The organism is Komagataeibacter xylinus (genome assembly GCF_031081985.1).
GTDB lineage: Bacteria > Pseudomonadota > Alphaproteobacteria > Acetobacterales > Acetobacteraceae > Komagataeibacter > Komagataeibacter xylinus_E.
The window spans coordinates 69,586-90,506 of sequence record NZ_JARWSK010000006.1; the positions used below are offsets into that span (position 1 = coordinate 69,586).

22 protein-coding genes and 1 tRNA gene are annotated in these 20,921 nt (G+C 62.9%); 9 read left to right on the plus strand and 14 right to left on the minus strand.

From position 1 onward, the window contains the following. Nucleotides 1-11 precede the first annotated feature (11 nt). The 4 genes from proB to rplU all read right to left on the minus strand — a co-directional run bounded on the left by proB (nucleotide 12) and on the right by rplU (nucleotide 3,002). A complete protein-coding gene (proB, locus tag QEG70_RS12200; RefSeq protein ID WP_308720926.1) occupies nucleotides 12-1,163 on the minus strand; it encodes a glutamate 5-kinase in 1,152 nt (383 codons plus the stop codon). After that, on the minus strand, nucleotides 1,160-2,203 hold the full coding sequence (gene obgE / locus QEG70_RS12205; protein WP_308720927.1) for a GTPase ObgE: 1,044 nt from the start codon (nucleotides 2,201-2,203) through the stop codon (nucleotides 1,160-1,162). Before obgE ends, proB begins: the two co-directional genes overlap by 4 nt. A 148-nt stretch (nucleotides 2,204-2,351) precedes the next feature. Continuing rightward, nucleotides 2,352-2,621: a 50S ribosomal protein L27 gene (rpmA, locus tag QEG70_RS12210; protein WP_061275785.1), complete on the minus strand. Its 270-nt coding sequence runs from the start codon at nucleotides 2,619-2,621 to the stop codon at nucleotides 2,352-2,354. A 66-nt stretch (nucleotides 2,622-2,687) separates the two neighbouring features. Further along, the gene (rplU, locus tag QEG70_RS12215; RefSeq protein WP_061275787.1) at nucleotides 2,688-3,002 is read right to left on the minus strand and encodes a 50S ribosomal protein L21; all 315 of its coding nucleotides are present in this window, start codon (nucleotides 3,000-3,002) and stop codon (nucleotides 2,688-2,690) included. Nucleotides 3,003-3,246: 244 nt separating this feature from the next. Between rplU and QEG70_RS12220 the strand changes: the two genes are divergently transcribed. After that, a tRNA-Ser gene (locus tag QEG70_RS12220) sits at nucleotides 3,247-3,336 on the plus strand. A 120-nt stretch (nucleotides 3,337-3,456) separates the two neighbouring features. Here the strand turns inward: QEG70_RS12220 and guaD are convergent. From guaD to QEG70_RS12240, 4 genes are all read right to left on the minus strand, one after another. Then, nucleotides 3,457-4,800 (minus strand): guanine deaminase, encoded by a 1,344-nt coding sequence (gene guaD / locus QEG70_RS12225; RefSeq protein WP_308720928.1) that lies wholly within the window; start codon nucleotides 4,798-4,800, stop codon nucleotides 3,457-3,459. A 35-nt stretch (nucleotides 4,801-4,835) separates the two neighbouring features. Next, nucleotides 4,836-7,040 carry an FUSC family protein gene (locus QEG70_RS12230; RefSeq protein WP_308720929.1) on the minus strand — a complete coding sequence of 735 codons (2,205 nt, stop codon included), beginning with the start codon at nucleotides 7,038-7,040 and terminating at the stop codon, nucleotides 4,836-4,838. Between the two features lie 105 nt (nucleotides 7,041-7,145). Next, on the minus strand, nucleotides 7,146-8,372 hold the full coding sequence (locus tag QEG70_RS12235) for a UdgX family uracil-DNA binding protein (protein WP_308720930.1): 1,227 nt from the start codon (nucleotides 8,370-8,372) through the stop codon (nucleotides 7,146-7,148). A gap of 51 nt (nucleotides 8,373-8,423) precedes the next feature. Next, entirely contained in the window at nucleotides 8,424-9,212 is a 789-nt protein-coding gene (locus QEG70_RS12240) for a sulfite exporter TauE/SafE family protein (RefSeq protein WP_308720931.1), read from the minus strand. A 221-nt stretch (nucleotides 9,213-9,433) separates the two neighbouring features. On the opposite strand from QEG70_RS12240, the gene QEG70_RS12245 reads away from it, so the two are divergent. The 4 genes from QEG70_RS12245 to ihfB all read left to right on the plus strand — a co-directional run bounded on the left by QEG70_RS12245 (nucleotide 9,434) and on the right by ihfB (nucleotide 12,024). Next, complete coding sequence (locus tag QEG70_RS12245; protein WP_308720932.1) at nucleotides 9,434-9,838, plus strand: ArsR/SmtB family transcription factor; 405 nt, start codon at nucleotides 9,434-9,436, stop codon at nucleotides 9,836-9,838. Nucleotides 9,839-10,230: 392 nt separating this feature from the next. Further along, nucleotides 10,231-10,713, plus strand: a complete 483-nt coding sequence (locus tag QEG70_RS12250; protein WP_308720933.1) for a Ros/MucR family transcriptional regulator — start codon at nucleotides 10,231-10,233, stop codon at nucleotides 10,711-10,713. Nucleotides 10,714-10,779: 66 nt separating this feature from the next. Then, nucleotides 10,780-11,703 carry a signal peptide peptidase SppA gene (sppA, locus tag QEG70_RS12255; RefSeq protein ID WP_308720934.1) on the plus strand — a complete coding sequence of 308 codons (924 nt, stop codon included), beginning with the start codon at nucleotides 10,780-10,782 and terminating at the stop codon, nucleotides 11,701-11,703. Between the two features lie 27 nt (nucleotides 11,704-11,730). Beyond that, entirely contained in the window at nucleotides 11,731-12,024 is a 294-nt protein-coding gene (gene ihfB, locus QEG70_RS12260) for an integration host factor subunit beta (RefSeq protein ID WP_061275800.1), read from the plus strand. A gap of 244 nt (nucleotides 12,025-12,268) precedes the next feature. On the opposite strand, the gene QEG70_RS12265 is transcribed toward ihfB, so the two are convergent. Both QEG70_RS12265 and trxB read right to left on the minus strand, forming a co-directional pair. Then, complete coding sequence (locus tag QEG70_RS12265; protein WP_129551321.1) at nucleotides 12,269-13,153, minus strand: LysR family transcriptional regulator; 885 nt, start codon at nucleotides 13,151-13,153, stop codon at nucleotides 12,269-12,271. Between the two features lie 105 nt (nucleotides 13,154-13,258). Then, nucleotides 13,259-14,215 (minus strand): thioredoxin-disulfide reductase, encoded by a 957-nt coding sequence (gene trxB, locus QEG70_RS12270; RefSeq protein ID WP_308720935.1) that lies wholly within the window; start codon nucleotides 14,213-14,215, stop codon nucleotides 13,259-13,261. 145 nt (nucleotides 14,216-14,360) lie between these two features. Here trxB and QEG70_RS12275 point away from each other — a divergent pair, with 145 nt between their 5' ends. The 3 genes from QEG70_RS12275 to QEG70_RS12285 are packed head-to-tail and all read left to right on the plus strand — an operon-like array spanning nucleotide 14,361 to nucleotide 16,951. Beyond that, nucleotides 14,361-14,831 (plus strand): Lrp/AsnC family transcriptional regulator, encoded by a 471-nt coding sequence (locus QEG70_RS12275; RefSeq protein WP_061275817.1) that lies wholly within the window; start codon nucleotides 14,361-14,363, stop codon nucleotides 14,829-14,831. 10 nt (nucleotides 14,832-14,841) lie between these two features. Next, a complete protein-coding gene (locus tag QEG70_RS12280) occupies nucleotides 14,842-16,305 on the plus strand; it encodes an ArnT family glycosyltransferase (RefSeq protein WP_308720936.1) in 1,464 nt (487 codons plus the stop codon). 55 nt (nucleotides 16,306-16,360) lie between these two features. Next, a complete protein-coding gene (locus QEG70_RS12285) occupies nucleotides 16,361-16,951 on the plus strand; it encodes a hypothetical protein (protein ID WP_308720937.1) in 591 nt (196 codons plus the stop codon). Between the two features lie 65 nt (nucleotides 16,952-17,016). Here QEG70_RS12285 and QEG70_RS12290 read toward each other — a convergent pair whose 3' ends face one another. The 3 genes from QEG70_RS12290 to QEG70_RS12300 form a co-directional block, all read right to left on the minus strand. Continuing rightward, nucleotides 17,017-17,367, minus strand: a complete 351-nt coding sequence (locus QEG70_RS12290) for a response regulator (protein ID WP_308720938.1) — start codon at nucleotides 17,365-17,367, stop codon at nucleotides 17,017-17,019. Continuing rightward, a complete protein-coding gene (locus tag QEG70_RS12295; RefSeq protein ID WP_308720939.1) occupies nucleotides 17,364-17,873 on the minus strand; it encodes an NUDIX hydrolase in 510 nt (169 codons plus the stop codon). Before QEG70_RS12295 ends, QEG70_RS12290 begins: the two co-directional genes overlap by 4 nt. 99 nt (nucleotides 17,874-17,972) lie before the next feature. Next, on the minus strand, nucleotides 17,973-18,368 hold the full coding sequence (locus tag QEG70_RS12300; protein WP_308720940.1) for a hypothetical protein: 396 nt from the start codon (nucleotides 18,366-18,368) through the stop codon (nucleotides 17,973-17,975). 168 nt (nucleotides 18,369-18,536) lie between these two features. On the opposite strand from QEG70_RS12300, the gene guaA reads away from it, so the two are divergent. Next, a complete protein-coding gene (gene guaA / locus QEG70_RS12305) occupies nucleotides 18,537-20,138 on the plus strand; it encodes a glutamine-hydrolyzing GMP synthase (RefSeq protein ID WP_167370246.1) in 1,602 nt (533 codons plus the stop codon). Between the two features lie 218 nt (nucleotides 20,139-20,356). Here guaA and QEG70_RS12310 read toward each other — a convergent pair whose 3' ends face one another. Continuing rightward, on the minus strand, nucleotides 20,357-20,821 hold the full coding sequence (locus QEG70_RS12310) for a hypothetical protein (protein WP_308720941.1): 465 nt from the start codon (nucleotides 20,819-20,821) through the stop codon (nucleotides 20,357-20,359). Nucleotides 20,822-20,921 lie beyond the last annotated feature (100 nt).

A 20,921-nucleotide genomic window follows, 5' to 3' on the forward strand; every position in this document is an offset into this window, starting at 1 on the left:
TGATTGCCGGGTCAGCCCGTCAGGCTTTCCATTTTTGCCAGCAGCACGAGATCATCGCGGTGGATCAGTTCATCCGCGCCCTGCCAGCCCAGCAGGGTCTCGATTTCGTCTGACTGATGGCCCGCGATGCGCCTTGCCTCGTCTGCCGCGTAGGCGGCCAGCCCGCAGGCAATTTTCTGCCCGTTCCGGTTCACCACCGCAATCATGTCGCCACGATCAAAATCGCCGGTCACGTCGGTAACGCCCGCGGGCAGCAGGGAAGACCCGCCTGCCAGCGCCCGCACCGCGCCATCATCAATCACGGCCTGGCCCGCAGGTGTCAGGCTGCCCGCAATCCAGTTCTTGCGTGCCGAGCGGGCATCTTCCGCGGGAAGGAACCATGTGCAGCGTCCGCCATCGCGCAGGCGGGCGAGCGGGTGCAGCCCTTCGCCTTTTGCAATGGCCATGGCACAGCCTGCCTGGGTGGCGATACGGGCCGCCATGAGCTTGGTACGCATGCCACCCGAGGAATAGCCCGGCGGGGGCGCGCCGCCCATGGCCTCGATGCTGGTGGTCAGTTCGGTGACTACGGGCAGGTGGCGGGCATCGGGATTGGTGCGGGGGTCGGCGGTGTACAGCCCGTCGATATCGGACAGCAGCACGAGCTGGTCGGCATTGATCATTTCGGCCACGCGGGCGCCGAGGCGGTCGTTGTCGCCAAAGCGGATCTCGGTGGTGGCGATGGCGTCGTTCTCGTTGATGATCGGCACGCAGCCCAGTGCCAGCAGCGTGCTCAGCGAGGCCCGCGCATTGAGGTAGCGGTGACGGTTCTCGGTATCATCAGGGGTAAGCAGGAGTTGGGCCGCCGTTATGTTGAAACGCGAGAGCGCATCGGTCCATGCCTGCGCCAGCCGGATCTGGCCAACGGAGGCGGCGGCCTGTTTTTCCTCCAGCCGCAGCACGGGGCGCGTCAGCCCGAGCTGGTGGCGGGCCAGCGCAATGGCGCCCGATGAGACGACAACAACTTCCGTGCCCTGCGCGCGCAGGGCGGCAATGTCCTGCGCCACGCTGTCCAGCCAGGGCTGGCGGGGAGCCGCCTGCTGCGGGTCCACGATCAGGGCGCTGCCAATCTTGATGACAACGCGCCGCGCATGGCTGAGCTGGGGCAGGGCGGTCTCGGTCATGCCTCGGGGGTCTCCGCTTTGTGCTGTTCGGCTTTCTCGGCGCGGTCGCGCGTCACGTAATCCTGCAGGCGGCGCAGCACGGTATCGACATGCATGTGCGCGACTGACGACATGGTCATGATTTTGTGCCCGCTGGCCTGCTCAAGGGCTTTGACCCGCTCGTCAATTTCCTCGGGCAGGAGGGCGTCGATCTTGTTCAGCACGATGATCTCGGGTTTGTCGGCCAGGCCGCCGCCATATTCGCGCAGTTCGTGGCGGATGGTGCGCCATGCGGCCACGACCTCCTCCGTTTCCGCCGTGCCATCGATCAGGTGCAGCAGCACCGCGCAGCGCTCGACATGGCCCAGGAACCGGTCGCCCAGCCCGCTGCCTTCATGCGCGCCCTCGATCAGGCCGGGGATATCGGCAATCACGAATTCTTCCGTAACCGACAGCCGCACCACGCCAAGCTGCGGGTGCAGCGTGGTAAACGGATAATCCGCAATCTTGGGCCGGGCCGCCGATACGGTGGACAGAAAGGTGGACTTGCCAGCATTGGGCAGGCCAACCAGCCCCACATCGGCAATCAGCTTGAGCCGCAGCCACACCCAGCGTTCCTCGCCCGGCCAGCCCTTGTCGGCCCGGCGCGGGGCGCGGTTGGTGCTGGTCTTGAAGTGGGCGTTACCGCGCCCGCCATCACCGCCACGGCACAACAGCAGCCGCTTGCCCGCCACATCAAGGTCGCCAAGCATGGTTTCGCGGTCTTCATCAAAGATCTGGGTGCCGATGGGCACCTTGATCACCACCGTCTCGGCAGCGGCACCCGTGCGGTCGGAGCCTGCGCCATTGCCGCCCTTGCGCGCGCGGAAATGCTGGGTGTAGCGAAAATCGATCAGCGTATTGAGGTTATCAACCGCCTCGAAGATGATATCGCCGCCGCGGCCGCCATTGCCCCCGTCCGGACCGCCAAATTCGATATACTTCTCACGGCGGAAGGCCACGACACCGTCGCCCCCGTCGCCGGATTTTACATAGATTTTGGCCTGGTCAAGAAACTTCATTGCCTGCGATCCGGTTGGGGCGAGAATGCGTGCCCCGTGTGCATGCATGATACCAGAAAATGGCGTGCTGGCGTCATACGAAAAAGGGGGCGGCCAGAATGACCGCCCCCTTCAATTCGGGTAATCCCGTAGTGATAAGGCGTATGCCTTATTCCGCTGCCAGCGGCAGGGCTTCCACGGAAACGTGCACGCGGCCTTCAGCGCGGCGCACGAACTTCACATGGCCATCCACCAGGGAAAACAGGGTGTGGTCGCGGCCAACGCCAACATTTACACCCGGCTTCATCTTCGTGCCGCGCTGGCGCACGATGATGTTGCCTGCGATGACGCTCTCGCCACCAAACTTCTTGACGCCAAGACGACGCCCGGCGCTATCGCGCCCGTTACGGGACGAACCGCCTGCCTTTTTTTGTGCCATTGCCTGAACTCCTTAAAACTGAAATCTCTGATCAAACCTGCCCGGGCGAATAAGCCCGGAGAGGGATCAGGCGGCGTTGATCGCGGAGATGCGCACCACGGTCACCGGCTGGCGGTGGCCATTCTTGCGGCGGCTGTTCTGCCGGCGGCGCTTCTTGAAGATGATGACCTTGGCCAGGCGATCCTGCGCGATCACGGTTGCCGTGACGGTCGCACCCTTGACGGTCGGCGCACCAATGGTCGTGCCGCTTTCGCCGCCAACGGCGAGGACCTGGTCGAACGTGATGGTGGCGCCGGCTTCGGCTTCCAGCTTCTCGACCTTCAGGACGGCATCTTTCGCAACGCGGTACTGCTTACCGCCGGTACGGATAACTGCAAACATTCTCTATCTATCTTTCCGATCTCTTGGCGTGCGCGGCATTGCGGGAATGCAGGCGGCACGGCCCAGTCGCTTTTTTATATTGGCCACATTGCAGCGGCGCCCCGTCCGCGCGGGGTGAATGCGGGCTTTTACTGGCTGCGGGGGGCGAGGTCAATATTTTTATGGCGCTGTCGAATAGGTAAAAAAGACCCCTTGCGCGGGCGGGCATGCCACCCTATAAGCCGCTGCATCACCGCGTGCAGTTGGAGAGGTGCCGGAGCGGTCGAACGGGGCGGTCTCGAAAACCGTTGTGCGTGCAAGCGTACCGTGGGTTCGAATCCCACCCTCTCCGCCACTGCATCGCGTGTGTTTTTCCCAAAATATTAAAAGTTTTTGGTAAAGCTTTTTTCAAAAAGCTTTGGAAGAACGTTGCCTTTTTAAAATGGGCAGCTCTCCGGAAACTTCAGGCAGTCCCTTAAAATGTAGCGCTCTCATCGCGGTCATGCACCTTCGTGCCGCCCGCATAGGTCGCGCGGATGCTGCGGTCATCGCCCAGCATCATCAGCGAGAACAGCAGGTCGGCGGTGCTGTCGCACATTTCCGTGCGCAGGGCCTGCAGTGGCGTGGCCTTCGGGTCGAGAATGCACAGATCGGCATCCATGCCCACGGCTACCGTGCCAATCCGCCCATCAAGGTGCAGTGCCTGTGCGCCGCCCTGCGTTGCCAGCCAGAAGGCCTGCACCGGGTGCAGGCGGTGGCCGTTCATCTGTGCGATCTTGTAGGCCTCGTTCATGGATTGCAGGTGCGACAGGCTGGTGCCCGCGCCAATATCGGTGCCCAGCCCCGTGCGCACCGGGCGTTTTGCATCCATCACGTCAAACAGGCGGAAAGCCCCGCTGCCCAGAAACAGGTTCGACGTGGGGCAGTGCGCCAGCGCGCAGCCGCTTGCATGGCAGCGGCACAGATCCTGCTCGTCCACGTAAATGCCGTGGCCCATCACGCTGCGCGGGCGCACCAGGCCCGCACGGTCATACACATCAAGATAGGAGCGGCTGTCGGGGTAGAGTTCCTTCACCCAGGCAACTTCCGCCCGGTTCTCGGCCAGATGGGTCTGCATGAACAGGGTCTCGTCCTGCGCCAGCAGCGCGCCTGCCAGTTCAAGCTGCGCGGGCGTGCTGGTGGGGGCGAAGCGGGGGGTGACGGCATAGAACTGGCGGTTCCTGCCATGCCAGCGTTCGATCAGCGCACGTGATTCATCATAGCCGCGCTGGGCGGTATCGCGCAGGAAGTCGGGCGCATTGCGGTCCATCAGCACCTTGCCCGCCACCATCAGCGTGCCCAGCCGGGTGGATTCGGTAAAGAATGCATCGACCGATTGCGGGTGCACGGTGCAGTACACTGCTGCCGTGGTGGTGCCGCAGCGCAGCAGTTCGCGCAGGAACGTGCGGGCAATTGTCGCGGCATAGTCCCCATCGGCAAAGCGGCGCTCGGTGGGGAAGGTGTAGCGTTCCAGCCATTCCAGCAACTGCTCGCCATAGGCCGCTATCATGGGCAGTTGCGGGTAATGGACATGCGTATCCACAAACCCTGCCGAGATCAGGCAGCCCCGGTAATCAGCCACGTCGGTGCCGGGGGGCAGGTGGGTGCTGGTTTCGCTGTAGGGGCCGACATGGGTGATGCGCCCGTTGGTGATCACAACCAGCCCGTCAGCTTCCTCCACCAGCGCATCGGCGGGCGGCATGAGGAACGGGTTGCCCCGAAAGGTGACGATATGGCCGCGAAGGGCGGCGTGAACCGGGGGCGTGGGGGCAGGGGTCATGTTGGCTCCATCTCCCTGCCGGTCCGGGCGATGTGTCAGGACATCTCGCTGGTGCGGTAAGGCTGGGAAGCATCAAGGAAGGCGGCGTTGGCGCCAAGTTCATAGGAAATGACCAGCAGATACGCAATGGCGCGGGTGATCTCGATGCGTGACGTGATGTTGCCTTCCGCCGCCTCCAGCCGGCGCAGGCTGCGCGTGGCCCCGCGTGCCACGCGCGCCGTGCGGCCAAAGCGCCCGTACCGCCCGCTGAACTGCGACATGCGATTGAGGAACAGCTCGATGGCGCGATCCGCAGCCGGCGGCAGTTGCCCGCGTTCAAGCACCGTGCGCAGCCGGATGATGTTCAGACCGATGGTCATGGCCGAGAGCGTGCCCTGCAGGTAGGCCTCGATGGTGGGCGTGGGCGTGGGGCCTGCATGGCGGATCAGCCGCGAGAAGCGGTCGGTATTGCGCCCGATCCATGACTGCGTGCGCGGCATGGGCTGGGCGGAGGCGAGGTGGCGCAGGTCATGTAGCGTGCGGTTGCGCATGCGCCAGCGTTCCTCGTCATTATCAAAGGGCAGCACCGCGCGGAAAATCAGCACTGCAAAGCCGATGCTGCACAGCAGCGCGAAGGAGGCGTTGAAATAGGCGATCTCGTTGAGGCGCGTCTGGTTGCCCGGTCCCACGAGGTTGGGCAGGAACAGGCAGTAGGACGCCGCAGCCCCTGCCGTGGCCGGGTTGCGCGCGGCAAGCCCGCCCGCGATCATGGGCAGGGCAAGGACGGCTGCCAGCATCTCGAACTCGGCCGGGCGCGGCAGGAACAGAAGCACCAGAAAACCCGAGACCAGAACTGCCCAGCACGCACCACGCAGGAAGTTCATGGTGCCCACCACCGGGTTCTCGCGCGTGGCGAACAGGCCGCAGGTCACCGCGACCATGGTGATGAAGCCGATGCCGTTGGCCCAGGCCGTCACCTCCCATATCAGGGCGGACGCGCCAATGGCCACGGCGGCGCGGATGCCGTTATAGGCGGCTTCCTTGAAGTCGCGATGCGCCTCGATGCGGAAATGGAAGTGATCGCCGCGGATCTCGTGCTGGCTGGCATCGAATTCGGCAATGGCCTGCTCAAGTTCGCCCAGCAGTTCATCAAGCGCATTGTGCAGGATGCGGCAGTTCAGCAGGTCGTCCACCTCGGCGGTCTCGGTGGTGGGCTCCATGCTGATTTCATGGCTCAGCGCGTCAATAATGCGCTGGCGGCACACGCCGCGCAGGTCCTGCAGGTCCTGCTGGATGTGCGGAATTTCTGCATCGTTCTCCAGCCGCGCGGGCACGCCAAGCAGGAAGGTGCGGGTGAGCAGCGAGGTCTCGGTAAACTGCTCGTTGGTGGTTTCCAGCGCCTTGATGCGCGCCATCATACCCAGGCCCCGTGAAAGCAGCACCGACACGGCCGCCAGGGCCGCGCGCGCGTGGTCGCCTTCATGCCCGTGCGGGCCCATCTCGACTTCACTGAACTCGATCTGGTCGTTGATGCTCAGGATGGTGCCGAACAGCGCGCGCGAGCGCACGAAGGCCGCGTCATCGCCCGCGAGCAGGTTGGCTACGGCATCGGTGGAGCTGCCCAGCGCCATCTGGATCTTCTGGCGCATGTTGCGCCGCGCGCTTGAGGCGAGGTTGTGCGCGAACAGCACCGCCACCAGCGTCTCGCACGTAATGCCCAGCACGATATAGGACGTGCGTGACATGGTGATCATGAAGATGTTGTCAGGGTCGCGCGTGGCAGCCAGCGCAATGATGGCGCAGGTATAGCCCGAGAGCACCAGCGCATAGGAGCGGAAGTTCCGCACCAGGGTCGCGCACATGCAGCACAGCCCGATCCATATGCTGATGGCGGGAAAGAACAGCCATGGTGCCTGTGGAAACGAACAGACCAGAATCACCGCGCTGATTGCCCCGATGGCGGTGCCCACCAGTCGCCACCGCGCCTTGGAAAGGCTCTCCCCGCGCGAGCCCTGGGCCACGATCCATACGGTCATGGCGGCCCATGGCGGGTCATCAAGTTCCATCCACATCGCGATCGTCAGCGCCATCAGGGCCGCGACCGTGGTGCGCACGGCAAAGCCGAGCGCTTCAGGCGTGGGGGCGTAGAGCCATTTCAGGCCGCTCATGCGCGCATAGCCAGGCGCGCGGATGGTGGGGAAATGCTTTCCGCTGAAAAGGCGGGTCAGGAAAGAGGGCAGAAGATTGAGGTCTGCAGGCACGATATACGGCTTCCGGCGGCAAGGGGCCCCATACCCATAGCCCATCTTGGCATAACGTAATGGTGTTGCGAGTGCATATCAGGCATCGGCTTTCCTCGTGACGGATTATGTCACGGCAGGGCCGAGGCGGGTGGCTGCCAGGCGCAGGTCGTTGACGAAGCGGTCATATTCGCGCGCCCGCGCCGCTTCATCGGGCAGGCGCAGCAGGTAGGAGGGGTGAACCGTTACGAGTCCGTCCGATCCATCCTCCAGCGGAATAATGCGCGAGCGCTCCCGGCTGATGGTCACGGCACGCCCAAGCAGCGCCGAGGCCGCCGTAACACCGAGCATGACCACGACTGCCGGGCGGATGATCCGCCGCTCTGCGGCAAGCCACGGGGCGCAGGCGGCAATTTCCGCCGGGCCTGCCTTTTCATGGATGCGGCGCGTGGGCGTGCGGCGGAATTTGAAATGCTTGACCGTGTTGGTCACGTAAGCGTCATCGCGCCCGATTCCGGCTTCAAGCAGGGCGCGGTCGAACAACTGCCCCGCCGGGCCGACAAAGGGGCGGCCCGCGCGGTCTTCAATATCGCCGGGCTGTTCGCCCACGAACATCATGCGCGCGGCCTCCCGGCCTTCGCCAAACACGGTCTGGGTGGCATGGGCCGCCATGGGGCAGATCAGGCATGTTTTTGCCGCCAGCGCCACCGCGCGTAGCGACGTGATGCGGGCAATATCGAGGTCGGGCACCATGGGCAGGGCGGGCGGCGGCAGGCTGGTCGGGTCAAGTGGCCGGGGTGCCTGGCCGGGGGCTTCATGCAACATTTCGTGACCGGTCCAGCGCAGCGTGCGGTCCGGCATGTCAAGCTGCCAGGGCGCGAACGAGCGTTGCAGGGTCAGGAACCGCGCATTGCTCTCGGGCACAAGGCTGAGCGTGTCCACATGGGCCTGATAGGAGGATGTGCCATCATGGCGCGAGAGGGCCGCACGGATATCATCGCGCAGGTGCCGGGTTTGCGCGAGCACGTCCGCCTTCGCTGCCGCCATGCAGGCTGCCGCCTCTTCGTCGGTCGGCATGCCCATGAGGTGATCATAAACCAGCGTGTAGGCGAGGGCGAAGCGGTCGGGCAGGGCGGATTGCACCATAATGGCCGCAAGTTCCATGACTGCGCGCGGCACGGTAAACCGCGCGGCAGCCGGGTCTGGCGCAGGCAGGGCTGCGGATTCGGGATGGGGTGCGATCCGCCACGTAATGTCGGCTGGCGGGGTGCGGCGGCCAGCAAGGCTGCGCGTGGCGGATCGCCAGCCCGTGAAGTCGGCTTCATGGGCAAGCGTGACGGTTATATCAGGCATGGTGGCGGTCTCATCGCGGTGGCGGGCAGGCGCGGCAGCGCCCGCGCGGTATCAGACAAGGCCCATGGCCCGCGCGCTGCGCCACATCATGTAGAATGCCACGATAAAGATCAGGCATGCAAAGATCAGCCGCAGGCGTTGCGGCTGGCGGCCCAGTCTGCGTGCCGCCTGTGTGCCGCCCAGCCCGCCCGCCATGCCGCCTGCCACCAGTATGGCCGCCATGGGCAGGTCAATCATTCCGGCTGCGGCATAGCTGACCGATGTGGTCAGCCCGAAGGCGCACACCGCCACCAGCGAGGTGGCAATGGCGTTGAGCATGGGCATGCCCGTTGCTGCCAGGAGTGCTGGCACGATCAGGAAGCCGCCGCCAATACCGAAGAAGCCCGAGCAGAATCCTGTCGCCACGCCATAAAGCAGTACGGGCGCCACGCGGGTGTGCCCGGCGGGGGCGGGGGGCTGCACACCCGTGCGGCAGCCACGCGCCATCAACCCGCCAACGCCCATCATGACCAGCGCGAACAGGAACAGGAGGTGCTGCCCGTTGATGACCTTGCCGCACGCGGCCCCCACCAGCGCGCCGCCCACGCCCGCGCTGGCGAACAGACCGGCACATTGCCACCGTACGTTGCCGGCCCGGGCATGGCTGGCAAGGTTGAACAGCGCATTGACCGTGACGGCAAGGGCACTCGTGCCAATGGCGCGGTGCGGGTCGGCCATGCCTACCACGTAAAGCAGCAGCGGCACGGCCAGGATGGAGCCGCCGCCCCCCACAAGCCCGAGCGTGAAGCCAATGATGCCGCCGCTGCCCAGCCCGAGGGCCGCCTGCGTCAGGTCAGTCATGGCGCGGGCTGCCGGGCATCGGGTGCTGGCGTGGGCGGCTGTGGATCATGCGGTCAGTCCGGTTTGTGGCATGCGGAGCCTGATAAATGGTTTATCTATTTAATATATAATGTATGTATTTTATCAAGTGCCATATTCGCCGCATGCGGCAGGTTGCTGTTGCGCAGGGCCTGGATATGGTACAGCAGGCGCATAAACCGCCAGCCGAGAGGAAGCACCCCATGCCCAAAATGCCGAGAACACGCGACGTGGCCGAAAGCCTTGTGCAGCGCCTGCGGCTTCTGGCCCAGCCGCAGAGACTCATGGTGCTGGCCTGCCTGCTTGAGGGCGAAAAGAGCGTGGGCCAGATCGAAAGCGAGACCGGTATCGGCCAGCCCACCCTGAGCCAGCAGCTTGCGGAACTCAGGCGCGCCGAAATTGTTGTAACCCGCAAGGAAGCCCGACAGGTCATTTACAGTATTAAGGATAGTCTGGAGGCAATGCGCGTGCGTCTGATCTGTGCTGTCTGCGATCCGGATTTTGACATGGAGCGCCTGGCCGGACTGGTGCGCCGGGGTAACGCGGACAAAAGCCCGGCCAAGGATGAGTCGGCGGCCTGCTTCGCCCGTATATATATGGAATCGTGACGGCGCGGTTGAAGGGTGTGTTGCCCTTCAACATATTGACAGAATTAATAAAAGTTTTTCCGGTATGCCGCATTTTGTTCAAAATGGCGGCATGTGCCGAAGCATCCTGCAAAAATCGCTACGCCAAAAACGTCCATATGATGGCGGTCGGTCGGGTGGGGGCGTGTTTGAGGCACGTTTTGAATCAATTTTATACAAATAAATGCTTTTCAGGGGTGGCGTTATTTAATACTGGGTATTCCATATAATATAAGAGGTATAGGTAATCAGAATAAGCGTGTGCCAATCAATGTTCAGTATTGTATTCAATGATCTGTCCGTATATGTAAACGTAATGAAGGATCGTGAATAAATCACGAAATTTGATTGTAAGTTAAAGAGGCGCAAAAACCATGTCTGATACTGAGCAGGATTTCTCGTGTCTGGAACTGACCGCGCAGATCGTGTCGGCACATGTTTCCAATAACAGTGTCGGCGCTGATGTGCTGCCAGATCTGATCCGTAATGTTTACACGGCATTGTCAACCGTGGGGCGCCCGGCGGAAGAGCCTGAAAAGCTTCAGCCCGCCGTGCCCATCAAGCGCTCGGTGTTCGCCGACTACATCGTCTGCCTCGAAGACGGCAAGAAACTCAAGATGCTCAAGCGCCATCTGCAGAGCGCCTATGGCATGACCCCCGACCAGTATCGTGAGCGCTGGGGCCTGCCTGCGGAATACCCCATGGTCGCCCCCAACTATGCCGAACGGCGCTCGAGCCTTGCGCGCGAGATCGGGCTTGGCCGCAAGATCACCGCAGCCTCCGCCGCGGCGGCAGCATCGGATGCCGGTGGGGCGGAAAGTGGCCGCGGGCGCCCGGGCCGCCGCCGCAAGGCATGATACGGGCCTGTTTTTACGTTTGATCCTGTCTTCGGTATGGGCGGTATTCATGGTATTGCCCTAAGCATGGATACCAGCCCCGATCTGTCTGTGCATGCCACGTCACGCCGCCGCCAGCTTCTGCTCTGGCGGGGGAGTGCCGTGGCTTTTTTTGTTCTTGCCTGCCTGCTGGCCGTAAGCCGCTCGGGTGGCCTGGCCGGTCATGCCCCGCACATTGTGCATCTCAAGCTTGCGGGGGTCATCGGCACGGATGAGCATGAAAATGTCGAGGCGCTGAAAAAGGCGGCGGATGATGCCTCGGTCAAGGGGCTGGTGCTTGAAGTCAACAGCCCTGGCGGTGCCGTAACCGGCGGCGAGGTGCTGCATGATGCCGTGGCGGCCTTTGCGCGGCGCAAGCCGGTCGTGGTCTCCATGGGCAGCGTTGCGGCCTCGGCGGGGTATATGGTGTCGGTCCCGGCCAGCCGCATTTTCGCCAACCGCTCCACCCTGACCGGCTCGATTGGCGTGCTGCTGGAATCGCCCGATGTGTCTGGCCTGCTCGAGCGGGTGGGCGTGCATGTGGACCAGCTTGTATCCGGCCCCATGAAAGGCCAGCCTTCCGCCGTGCAGCCACTCTCGCCGCAGGGGCGCGAGATGTTGCAGGGCGTTATTGCCGATCTCTACGGTTTTTTTGTTACCGTCGTGGCGCAGGACCGGCACATGAAGCCCGAGCGCGTGCGTGAGCTGGCCGATGGCCGCCCCTATACCGGCCAGCAGGCGCTCGGGCTTGGGCTGGTTGACCAGATCGGCTCGCTTGATGATGCGCGGCAGTGGCTGCTCCAGACCACGCATCTGCCCGATGATGCGCCCATGACCGACATCGGGCCGCAGGCCACCCGTGTGAACTGGCGGCACTGGATTGCGGGCGTGCTGTCCGGCGTGCCGGGTGCGGAAATGCTGTTGAAAGAAAGTAGTATGCTTGACGGGGCCGTTGCGATCTGGAAACTATAATTTCTCGTTTAATTTGAGGGGAACAGGATGACCAGATCGGAATTGATTGCCGAGCTTGCCGCAGCCCGACCCCATATCCCGTTGCGGGATGTGGAACGTATCGTTCAGGTCATCTTTGCTGAAATCAGCAATGCCCTGATGCACGGCGACCGGGTGGAACTGCGTGGCTTTGGCGCGTTTACCGTCAAGAAGCGCGATGCCCGCACCGGGCGCAATCCCCGCACGGGGGAGAGCGTGTCGGTGGATGAGAAGGTCGTACCCTTCTTCAAGGCAGGCAAGGAACTGCGCGAACGCGTCAATTCAGCCCCCGTTGCCGACTGAACGCGGCGGCGGATCTGCTGTTTTTTTAATGCCGCACGGCAAATGGGGAAGGAAGAGGCTTGCGGAAGCCGCCTTTTGAAAAGGGCGGCATTCTTTCAGGCTTTTGGCAGAAACCACCCTGAAAACGTTCCGCGCGATGGCACGCCATGGTGCCACGCAGGCTGGGCAGGCAGTCGCATGGCGGCGCCTGGCATGCATGCGTCACCCGGCCGGAATGAACCGGCGCGGGCGATACTGCGGGTGCTTAGTGGCGGGCGTTGATTTCCGCGAGCAGGAAGTCACGGAAAACAGCCACGCGCTTTGATGTGCGCAGTTCCTCGGGGTAGACGAAGTAGGCATCTACCGTGGGCTGCGGCACCTCGGGCAGGATCTTGACGAGGTTGGGATACTGCGATGCCGCATAAAGCGGAATCGAGCCAATGCCGATGCCAGCCGCGATGGCGCCCGCCATGGCGGCAAGGCTATTGACCTCAAGGCGGGCCTGGCGGCGCTCATCGGATGGCACGCCGGTTTCGGCCAGCCAGTTGATGTGCGGCACGGGTGGGTGATACCCCCCGAACAGGATCAGCTTGTGGGCATTGAGCTCTTCCAGCGTGCGCGGCGTGCCATAGTCGTTGAGATACGACTGCGAGGCATAGATCGGCAGCGGGAAGTCGGCGAGGTGCCGCTGGATCAGGTCCGGCTGGCGGGGCGGATGCATGCGCACCGCCACGTCGGCCTCGCGCATGCCCAGATCGAGGTCGTTATCTTCCAGGATCAGGGTAATCGAAATATCGGGGTTGGTTTCCATGAACCGGTGCAGCCGTGGCGTGAGCCAGCAGGTGCCAAAGCCGGTTGTTGTCGTAACCCGTAGCCGACCGGCTGCCTTTTCCTTGCTCTCCGTCAGCAGGGACTGGGTCATGGCGAGCTTGGAGAAGACTTCCCGAACCGTCTGGTTCAGCGTCTCGCCCTGCTCGGTCAGGATCAGCCCCCGGGCATGCCGGTGGAAAAGGGGAACCTGCAGCGCTTCTTCCAGGGCTGAAATCTGCCGCGATACCGCAGACTGGCTCAGGTTAAGCACGTCGCCGGCATGGGTGAAGGACCCTGCCTCGGCTACAGCATGAAATATCCGGAGTTTATCCCAGTCCACGCGTTGACTCCGCTTTCTATCTTATAAAGGGCGCGCCAAATGTTATGACACTAAGGGCTTGTGGTGAAGGAAATGCTGGAGCAGGTCAAGGACTCATGCAGTCCTTTACTGACCTGTGGCAAGAAAGCGCTCGGCCTCGAGTGCGGCCATGCAGCCGGTGCCCGCGGCGGTCACGGCCTGCCTGTATATCTTGTCCTGCACGTCACCTGCGGCAAATACGCCTGGCACCGAGGTGCGTGTGCTACCCGGTGTCGTGGCGATGTAACCGTCCGTATCAATGGCTACGACATCACGAAAAATTGTGGTGTTCGGGGTATGGCCGATGGCAACGAACACGCCATCCACGTCGATATGTGTGGTCTCGCCCGTGACCGTGTCGCGCAGGTCCGCCCCCGTGACCACTGCGGGTGTGCCGCTGCCGGTAATGCGTTCGACCGCCTTGTTCCACAGCACCGAGATCTTGGGGTTGGCATGCAGCCGGTCCTGCAGGATCTTTTCCGCCCGCAGGGTGTCGCGGCGGTGGATCAGGGTCACGTGGCTGGCGTGGTGGGTGAGGTAAAGGGCTTCCTCCACTGCGGTGTTGCCGCCGCCAATCACGGCCACGCGCCTGCCACGATAGAAAAAGCCATCGCATGTGGCGCAGGCCGACACACCCGCACCCTGGAATTCCTTCTCACCCGGCACGCCAAGCCACTTGGCCTGTGCCCCCGTGGCGATGATGACGCTGCGCGCCTCGTACACCGTGCCGGAATCGCCCGTGGCGTAAAAGCGGCCGCTGCCGTCCTTGCGGGTGAAATCGCACGAGACGATGATGTCATCCATCATGCGCGTGCCGACATTGCGGGCCTGCTCGGCCATCTGCTCCATCAGTTCCGGCCCCTGTATGCCCTTGGCGAAGCCGGGATAGTTCTCGACATCGGTGGTGATCATGAGCTGGCCGCCGGGTTGCAGCCCCGCCACGAGGACGGGTGAGAGACTGGCGCGCGCGGCATAGATGGCGGCGGTATAACCGGCGGGACCCGCGCCGATGACAAGCAGGTCGGTGGAAACGGTCTGGGGCATGAGATCGGTAAAACCTATCGTATCGTCATAATTTCCTTTGGTATGGTCGTCCACTGGCGTCCGTGCAAGGGTTGGAGTAGAAAGTGCTTCATTATCGTGGCACCCGGTCCGGTGGGGTGCCCCTTTGTCGAGAGATGGAATGTGCATGGCGGAACGGATGGCTGATCTGGATGCGATTGATCGTCGGATTGTGGCCGAACTTCAGCTCGATGGCCGCATGACGAACGTGGAACTGGCGCGGCGTGTCGGCATTTCCGCCCCCCCATGCCTGCGCCGCATGCGCAGGCTTGAGGAGGACCATGTGATCCGTGGCTACCATGCCGATACCGATGGCGCGCGGCTGGGCTGGTCGATCACGCTTTTTGCCCTGATTGGCTTGGATAGCCAGAAGGAAACCGTACTTGCCGCTTTTGAAGCACAGGTCTCGGCCTGGCCGGAAGTGCGTGAGTGCCATATGATTCGCGGTGGCGGCGACTTTCTGGTGCGGCTCGTGGCGCGTGACGCAACGCATGAAAACCTGCTGACCCGCCAGTTGACCGAAGCCACCCACGTGGTGCGCGTGCAGACACTCCAGACCATCCGCACCAGCCTCAACCGTCCCGGCGTGCCTGTGTAAGGGTGGCTGCGTGAGGGTGAAGGACAGCCCGCGCCCCTGGCTGTGCCTGTTTGGCCTGCTGGCCTGCCTGCGGCTGGCGGTGGCAGCTTTCCTGCCGCTTTCGCCTGATGAAGCCTATTACCGCATCTGGGCGCTGGCGCCAGCGGCAAGCTACCTTGACCACCCGCCCATGGTGGCGGTGTGGATCCGGCTGGGCATGGCGCTCGGTGGCGATGACCCGTTGGGCGTCAGGCTGGTGGGCGTGCTGGCAGGGGCAGGGGTTTCCTTTTTCGTGTTCCGGGCGGTGCGTGACCTGCTGCCGGGTACTGCGCCCGCGCTGGCCTGGCGGGCCTGTGCGCTGTTGCAGGCAACGCTTGCGGTGGCCATCCAGTCCATTGTCATGACGCCGGACATGCCGGTGTTTTTCTTCCTGTCCGTGCTGCTCTGGGCCATGGGGCGCCTCGTGGCCGGAGGGGGCGCGCGCTGGTGGCTTGTGGCGGGTCTTGTGGCGGGGCTGGCCTTTGACAGCAAATACACCGCCGTGCTGCCCGTGGCGGGCATTGGCCTGTGGTGGGCGGTCCTCGCCCTGTGGCGGCGCGTGCCGGGGCAGGGGCGGCACTGGGCCGCGATTGCAGCCGGGCTGGCGCTGGCCGTGCTGTGCGCAACGCCCGTGCTGTGGTGGAACGCAACGCATGGCTGGGTCAGCTTTGCCCGCCAGGGTGGCCGCACGGCAGACTGGCACCCGGCAAAGGCCTTTCAGTTTTTGACCGAACTGCTGGCCGGGCAGGTGGGGCTGATGACGCCGGGCATTACCGCGTTTTTTGTGTGGGGACAGGTGCGTGCATGGCGGCAGGCACGGCAGGCGCCCGGTGCGGCCCTGCTGGCCTGTCTGGTCGCCGTGCCTGCCTGCGTGTTCGTGCAGCATGGCATAGGCGACCGGGTGCAGGCGAACTGGCCGGTGGTCCTGTATCCGGCGCTGGCCGTGGCCACGGCGCTGGTGGGCTGGCGCTGGGGGCGCTGGGCGGTTGGCGGCGGGCTGCTGGTTGGTGCGCTGGTATATGGGCAGGCGCTGTTTGCCCCGCTGCCCCTTTCTGCCCATACCGATGTGGCGTTGCGGCAGATGGCGGGGTGGCGCGCGCTGGCGGCGGATATTACAGCCGTGGCCAGACCGGGCGAATTCGTGGCCGCGTGTGATTACGGCACGGCAGCGGAACTGGCCACGGTGCTGCCCGGCCGCACCGTGGTGGGCATGGAGCCGCGCTGGGCATTGTTCAACCTGCCCCATGACGTGACGGGCGGGGGCATTATGGTCTGCAATCCGCGCCGCACGTTTGATACGGATGTATTCGCCACCATGGACAGGCTGGGCACGGTCATGCGCGGGCGCGGGGGGCGTGTGGCCGAACCGGTTGGCCTGTATCGCGTGCAGTTGCGTCCTGACCTGTCAGCCGCCCAGCGCCAGACAATGGCGCGCCTGCCGGTAGCGGGTGGGTAAGGTCGTCATGCGCGCCATGTAAACGGGCGGCATGGAAGAGAGGGTGACAGCGAGCATGGAATATGAACCTGTAGGCGTGCTTCAGGCAGATGTTTTAATGAGTGGTCCATCCTCCTTGCGCAAGGACTACAAGAAGTGGTTTATTGCCAATATATCCAACAGAATTAAAGCATTACAGCATGCGTTAAATACGTGTGATCGTACGAACAAGATAGACCTTGATTACAGTCACGGTTCAGTCGCGCGTTTGAGTGACTGGCTGTCGCAGCATGTCGGGTCAGTATGTCTGAGCGAGCAGGAACGTGAAGAAATAAGGCAGCAACAACCGTTCCCGATAGCCGTGCCAGAATCAGTTCTTTCTTCTGCAACGGAATCATTGGCATTTGATGTAGGCGTCTATCTGGGAGAAGTTTTATGCAAACAATATCCATGGGTCGCCTGGCAGCAGGTTTCCACTGGCAAAAGAAATTATTTTTACGGGCAGATGGTATTGAGCGGAATAAATGCAGTCAAAGTCTGCCCCATGCATATTGTAGCAGTATTCTGCATCGGGGTTAAGGAAGGCGATTATACGGATGGAAAGAGACTGCTGAGCCTGTTCGACAGATGGGAGCAGAATGCACGAAAAAACAGGCCTGCCGCGTGAGATGTCGCGCCTGCCAGGGCTGTAGTGCCACCTGAAAAGCCAATCCGGAGCAGACTGTGCCAGCCTCAGTCAGCCACGGGCAATGCCTGGCGCACCTGTTCGAGCATGGCCTTCATGCGGAAGGGTTTTTCCAGCAGGGGCAGGGGGGCGTAGCCTGCCAGCCGGTCGGGGTCGCCGCTCATCACGATCACATGGCTGCCGCGCGCGCGGGCAGCGGCAATAAAGGCATCAGGCTCGCCATCGGGCAGGGTCAGGTCCACCAGCGCCAGCGTGCAGGGGCGGGTTTCAAGCGCATGCATGGCATCGGCCACGCTGGGGCATATGGTGGCAGTGATGCCGTCGCTTTCCAGCATGGTGGCGACCAGTTCGGCAATCATGGCCTCGTCTTCAACAATCAGGGCGGTGCGGGCGGTCATGACAGGAGGCTTTCGGCCCGATGGCGGGGGGCGGTATCGGTCGTGCGGGTTTGCGGGGCCAGTGGCCACGGCGCGATGCCGCGGGCTGACAGGGCCAGGGCGCCGAGTTCGGGCAGGCCGGGGCTGAAGGCGGCCGGGCGGGCATGTACCTGCTCAAGGTCGAACCAGTCCACCGCATCCGCGTCATCGCCCGCGTGGATGTCGGTCCAGCCATTGTCGTGGCATTTCACGGCCACGATCAGGTAGTGAAAGCGGATATGGCCCTTGCCATCACGATCGATCAGGTCAAAGGCGGTCAGCGTGCCTTCGGCATGGGTGGTGAAGCCGGTTTCTTCGCGCAGTTCGCGCGCGGCGGCATCAAAACAGGTTTCGCCATACTCGATGCGCCCGCCGGGAAAGCCCCACAACCCCTGATCGGGCGGATTGCGACGGCGCACGAGCAGCATGCGCCCCTTGCGCACGATGATGGAAAGAACGGCCCCGGCCAGTGTCATGTTATCGGACATGGATGAAATATATCGGATCGTGGCGCGGCATCCATGCCTGTACGGGACCGGAGTGTTCCCGATTGCGTGATCGCGCCACTGCGGGGCGGTATGCCGGGTCTATCGATGGAGTACGATGTGCGCCCGGCAGCGCGGCGTGCCATAGATGCCAACGATGGTATTCCCTTCGGGATGGGCCTCGAAAACCATGGGGAAGGCCGCCCCCGAGGGCTGTTGCAGCAGGGTCTCGGCATGATAATGGGCGTATCCCTTTTCCGGCTGGCCCCGCAGCGGCACGGAGCCATCAGCAGGGGTGAAGGTCAGGGTTTTCGAACCGACCTGGAAAGTGGAGGTGTCACGCGTCACGTCGGTGCAGTTGCCCTTGTCGGTCACGAGCTGTCCGGTCCACAATCCTTTCGGGTCGTGCAGCGCATCGGCTGAGGCGGGGGGCGCAAAGGCAAGGATGCCGGCCAGGCCAAGGGCCACCACCGCTGGCCGCACGAGGCATGCAATCATGAAAACGGACCTCTGGTTCAGGTTTTGGAACGCGGCAGGCGACATGGGCCTGCCTGATGCCTTATATTGTGCTATCTGCGCCCGAAAGACTATCCCACCCTTGCACCGGGTCGCCCGTTCATGCTGGAAGCCCTGTGTATCGATAATGCCGCGACCGAAAGACACATGATGAACGACACCGTGAATACAGCCCCCCCACCGGCAGGACTTGATGAATCCCTGCATGAAGACCGGATCCTGATCCTGGACTTCGGCAGCCAGGTCACGCAGCTGATTGCCCGCCGCGTGCGCGAGAGCGGGGTGTATTGCGAAATCTGGCCATATTCCAGCACGGCCGAGCGGATTCGGGCCTTTGCGCCCAAGGGCATCATCCTGTCAGGCAGCCCGGCCAGCGTGCTTGACGAGAATGCGCCCACCATCCCGCCGGTGGTGTTTGAACTGAACGTGCCGGTGCTGGGCATCTGCTACGGGCAGCAGGCGATGTGCCGCATGCTGGGCGGTAAGGTCGAATCATCCGAACACCGTGAATTCGGCCGCGCGCATATCGATATCATCAAGGACTGCGCGCTGTTTCGCGGCACATGGGCGCGCGGTGGGCGCGAGCAGGTGTGGATGAGCCACGGTGACCGCGTGACCGCGCTGCCGCCCGGCTTCCAGGCCGTGGCCGTGAGCGAGGGCGCGCCGTTCGCCATCATCGCCGATGAAGGCCGCAGGCTCTATGGCGTGCAGTTCCACCCCGAGGTGGTGCACACCCCGCATGGCGCGGCCCTGCTGCGCAACTTCACGCATGGCGTTGCGGGGTGCCGGGGCACCTGGACCATGGCGGGCTTCCGCGACATGGAGATTGCGCGCATCCGCCAGCAGGTGGGCAAGGGGCGGGTGATCTGCGGGCTTTCGGGGGGCGTTGATTCCTCGGTGGCCGCCGTGCTGATCCATCAGGCCATTGGCGACCAGCTGACCTGCATTTTCGTCGATCCGGGCATCCTGCGCGCGGGTGAGGCGGATGAGGTGATCCGCACCTTCCGTGACCGCTTCAACATCCACCTGATCCACCGTGATGCCTCCGACCTGTTCCTCAATGCGCTTGAGGGCGTGAGCGACCCCGAAATCAAGCGCAAGACCATTGGGCGCCTGTTCATCGAGGTGTTCGAGGAAGAAGCCGCCAAGCTTGGCGGCGCCGAGTTCCTGGCGCAGGGCACGCTCTACCCCGACGTGATCGAGAGCGTGAGCTTTACTGGCGGCCCGTCGGTTACCATCAAGTCGCACCACAACGTGGGTGGCCTGCCCGAGCGGATGAAGATGCAGCTTGTCGAGCCGCTGCGTGAACTGTTCAAGGATGAAGTGCGCGAACTCGGCCGCGAGATGGATATTCCCGAAGCGATCGTGGGCCGTCACCCGTTCCCCGGCCCGGGGCTGGCCATCCGTATTCCCGGTGCCATCACGCGCGAGAAGCTGGCCCTGCTGCGCCGTGTTGATTCGATCTTCCTGGAGGAGATCCGCTCCGCCGGGCTGTATGACGCCATCTGGCAGGCTTTTGCCGTGCTGCTGCCCGTGCGCACCGTGGGTGTGATGGGTGACGGCCGCACCTATGATTACGCCTGTGCCCTGCGTGCCGTGACCAGCACGGATGGCATGACGGCGGATATCTATCCGTTTGACATGTCTTTCCTCAATCGCGTGGCCGGGCGTATTGTCAATGAAGTGCGGGGCGTGAACCGCGTGACGTATGACATTACGTCCAAGCCGCCGGGAACGATCGAGTGGGAATGATTTCCACAAGGTTCTGAAATAACCTGCCCCTTCCTCCAACCGGCATGCCCGTTGGAGGAAGGGGGATGAATAAGGTCGGCCGCAGATGGGCTTTTGACGGTATTTCCTGGCTGGAAATATTGTATTGCCTATGCAAGCGCAGCAATTTTTACTTCTTGCCATAAATAAAAGCTGGGAGGCAGGAGCGGCGACGGGATGGATGCCCTCCGCCCTGTATTTTACTGATCGGCTGAGCCCGGCTGTTCGATAATGATCCGCATGCCCCATGTCTTCCCGCCATCAGTTGTCGTGAGTGCGACCTGATAGGTGCCGTTATTGGGAATAATGATGTGGTCGAGTGGCGTATCTGTTGAGGGCCAGGTGATATTCTTGTCATCATAATGCTTTAACGACACCGTCATCGGCGCAACCGGTGCCGCCGTGATTCCGCTGATGATGGCTGCTTTCTGGATGTCTTTGGGCAGCAGGGTTTCGATTGCCCTGATGTCGATATCACCACCACGGTTGGAGGGCAGGCTCAGGATGGCGGAAATGCAGGTTTCGTATTCCTTGTAGCTCTCGCTTGTGCACGGTGTCTGAACGGTCGTGCTGGCCTGTGTTCCATCGGGAAGCTTCACGTCCGTTGCATGCGCATGGCCCGTCAGCAGAAGTGCCGGAACAAGGGCAAAAAAGCTTTTACGCATAATATCAAGACACCTTAAGGGAGATTTGGACAACACTCACGATCCTGATCATTACTCCAGATTACCTCTTCTGCACAGGATATGATGGGGCGGCATCGGC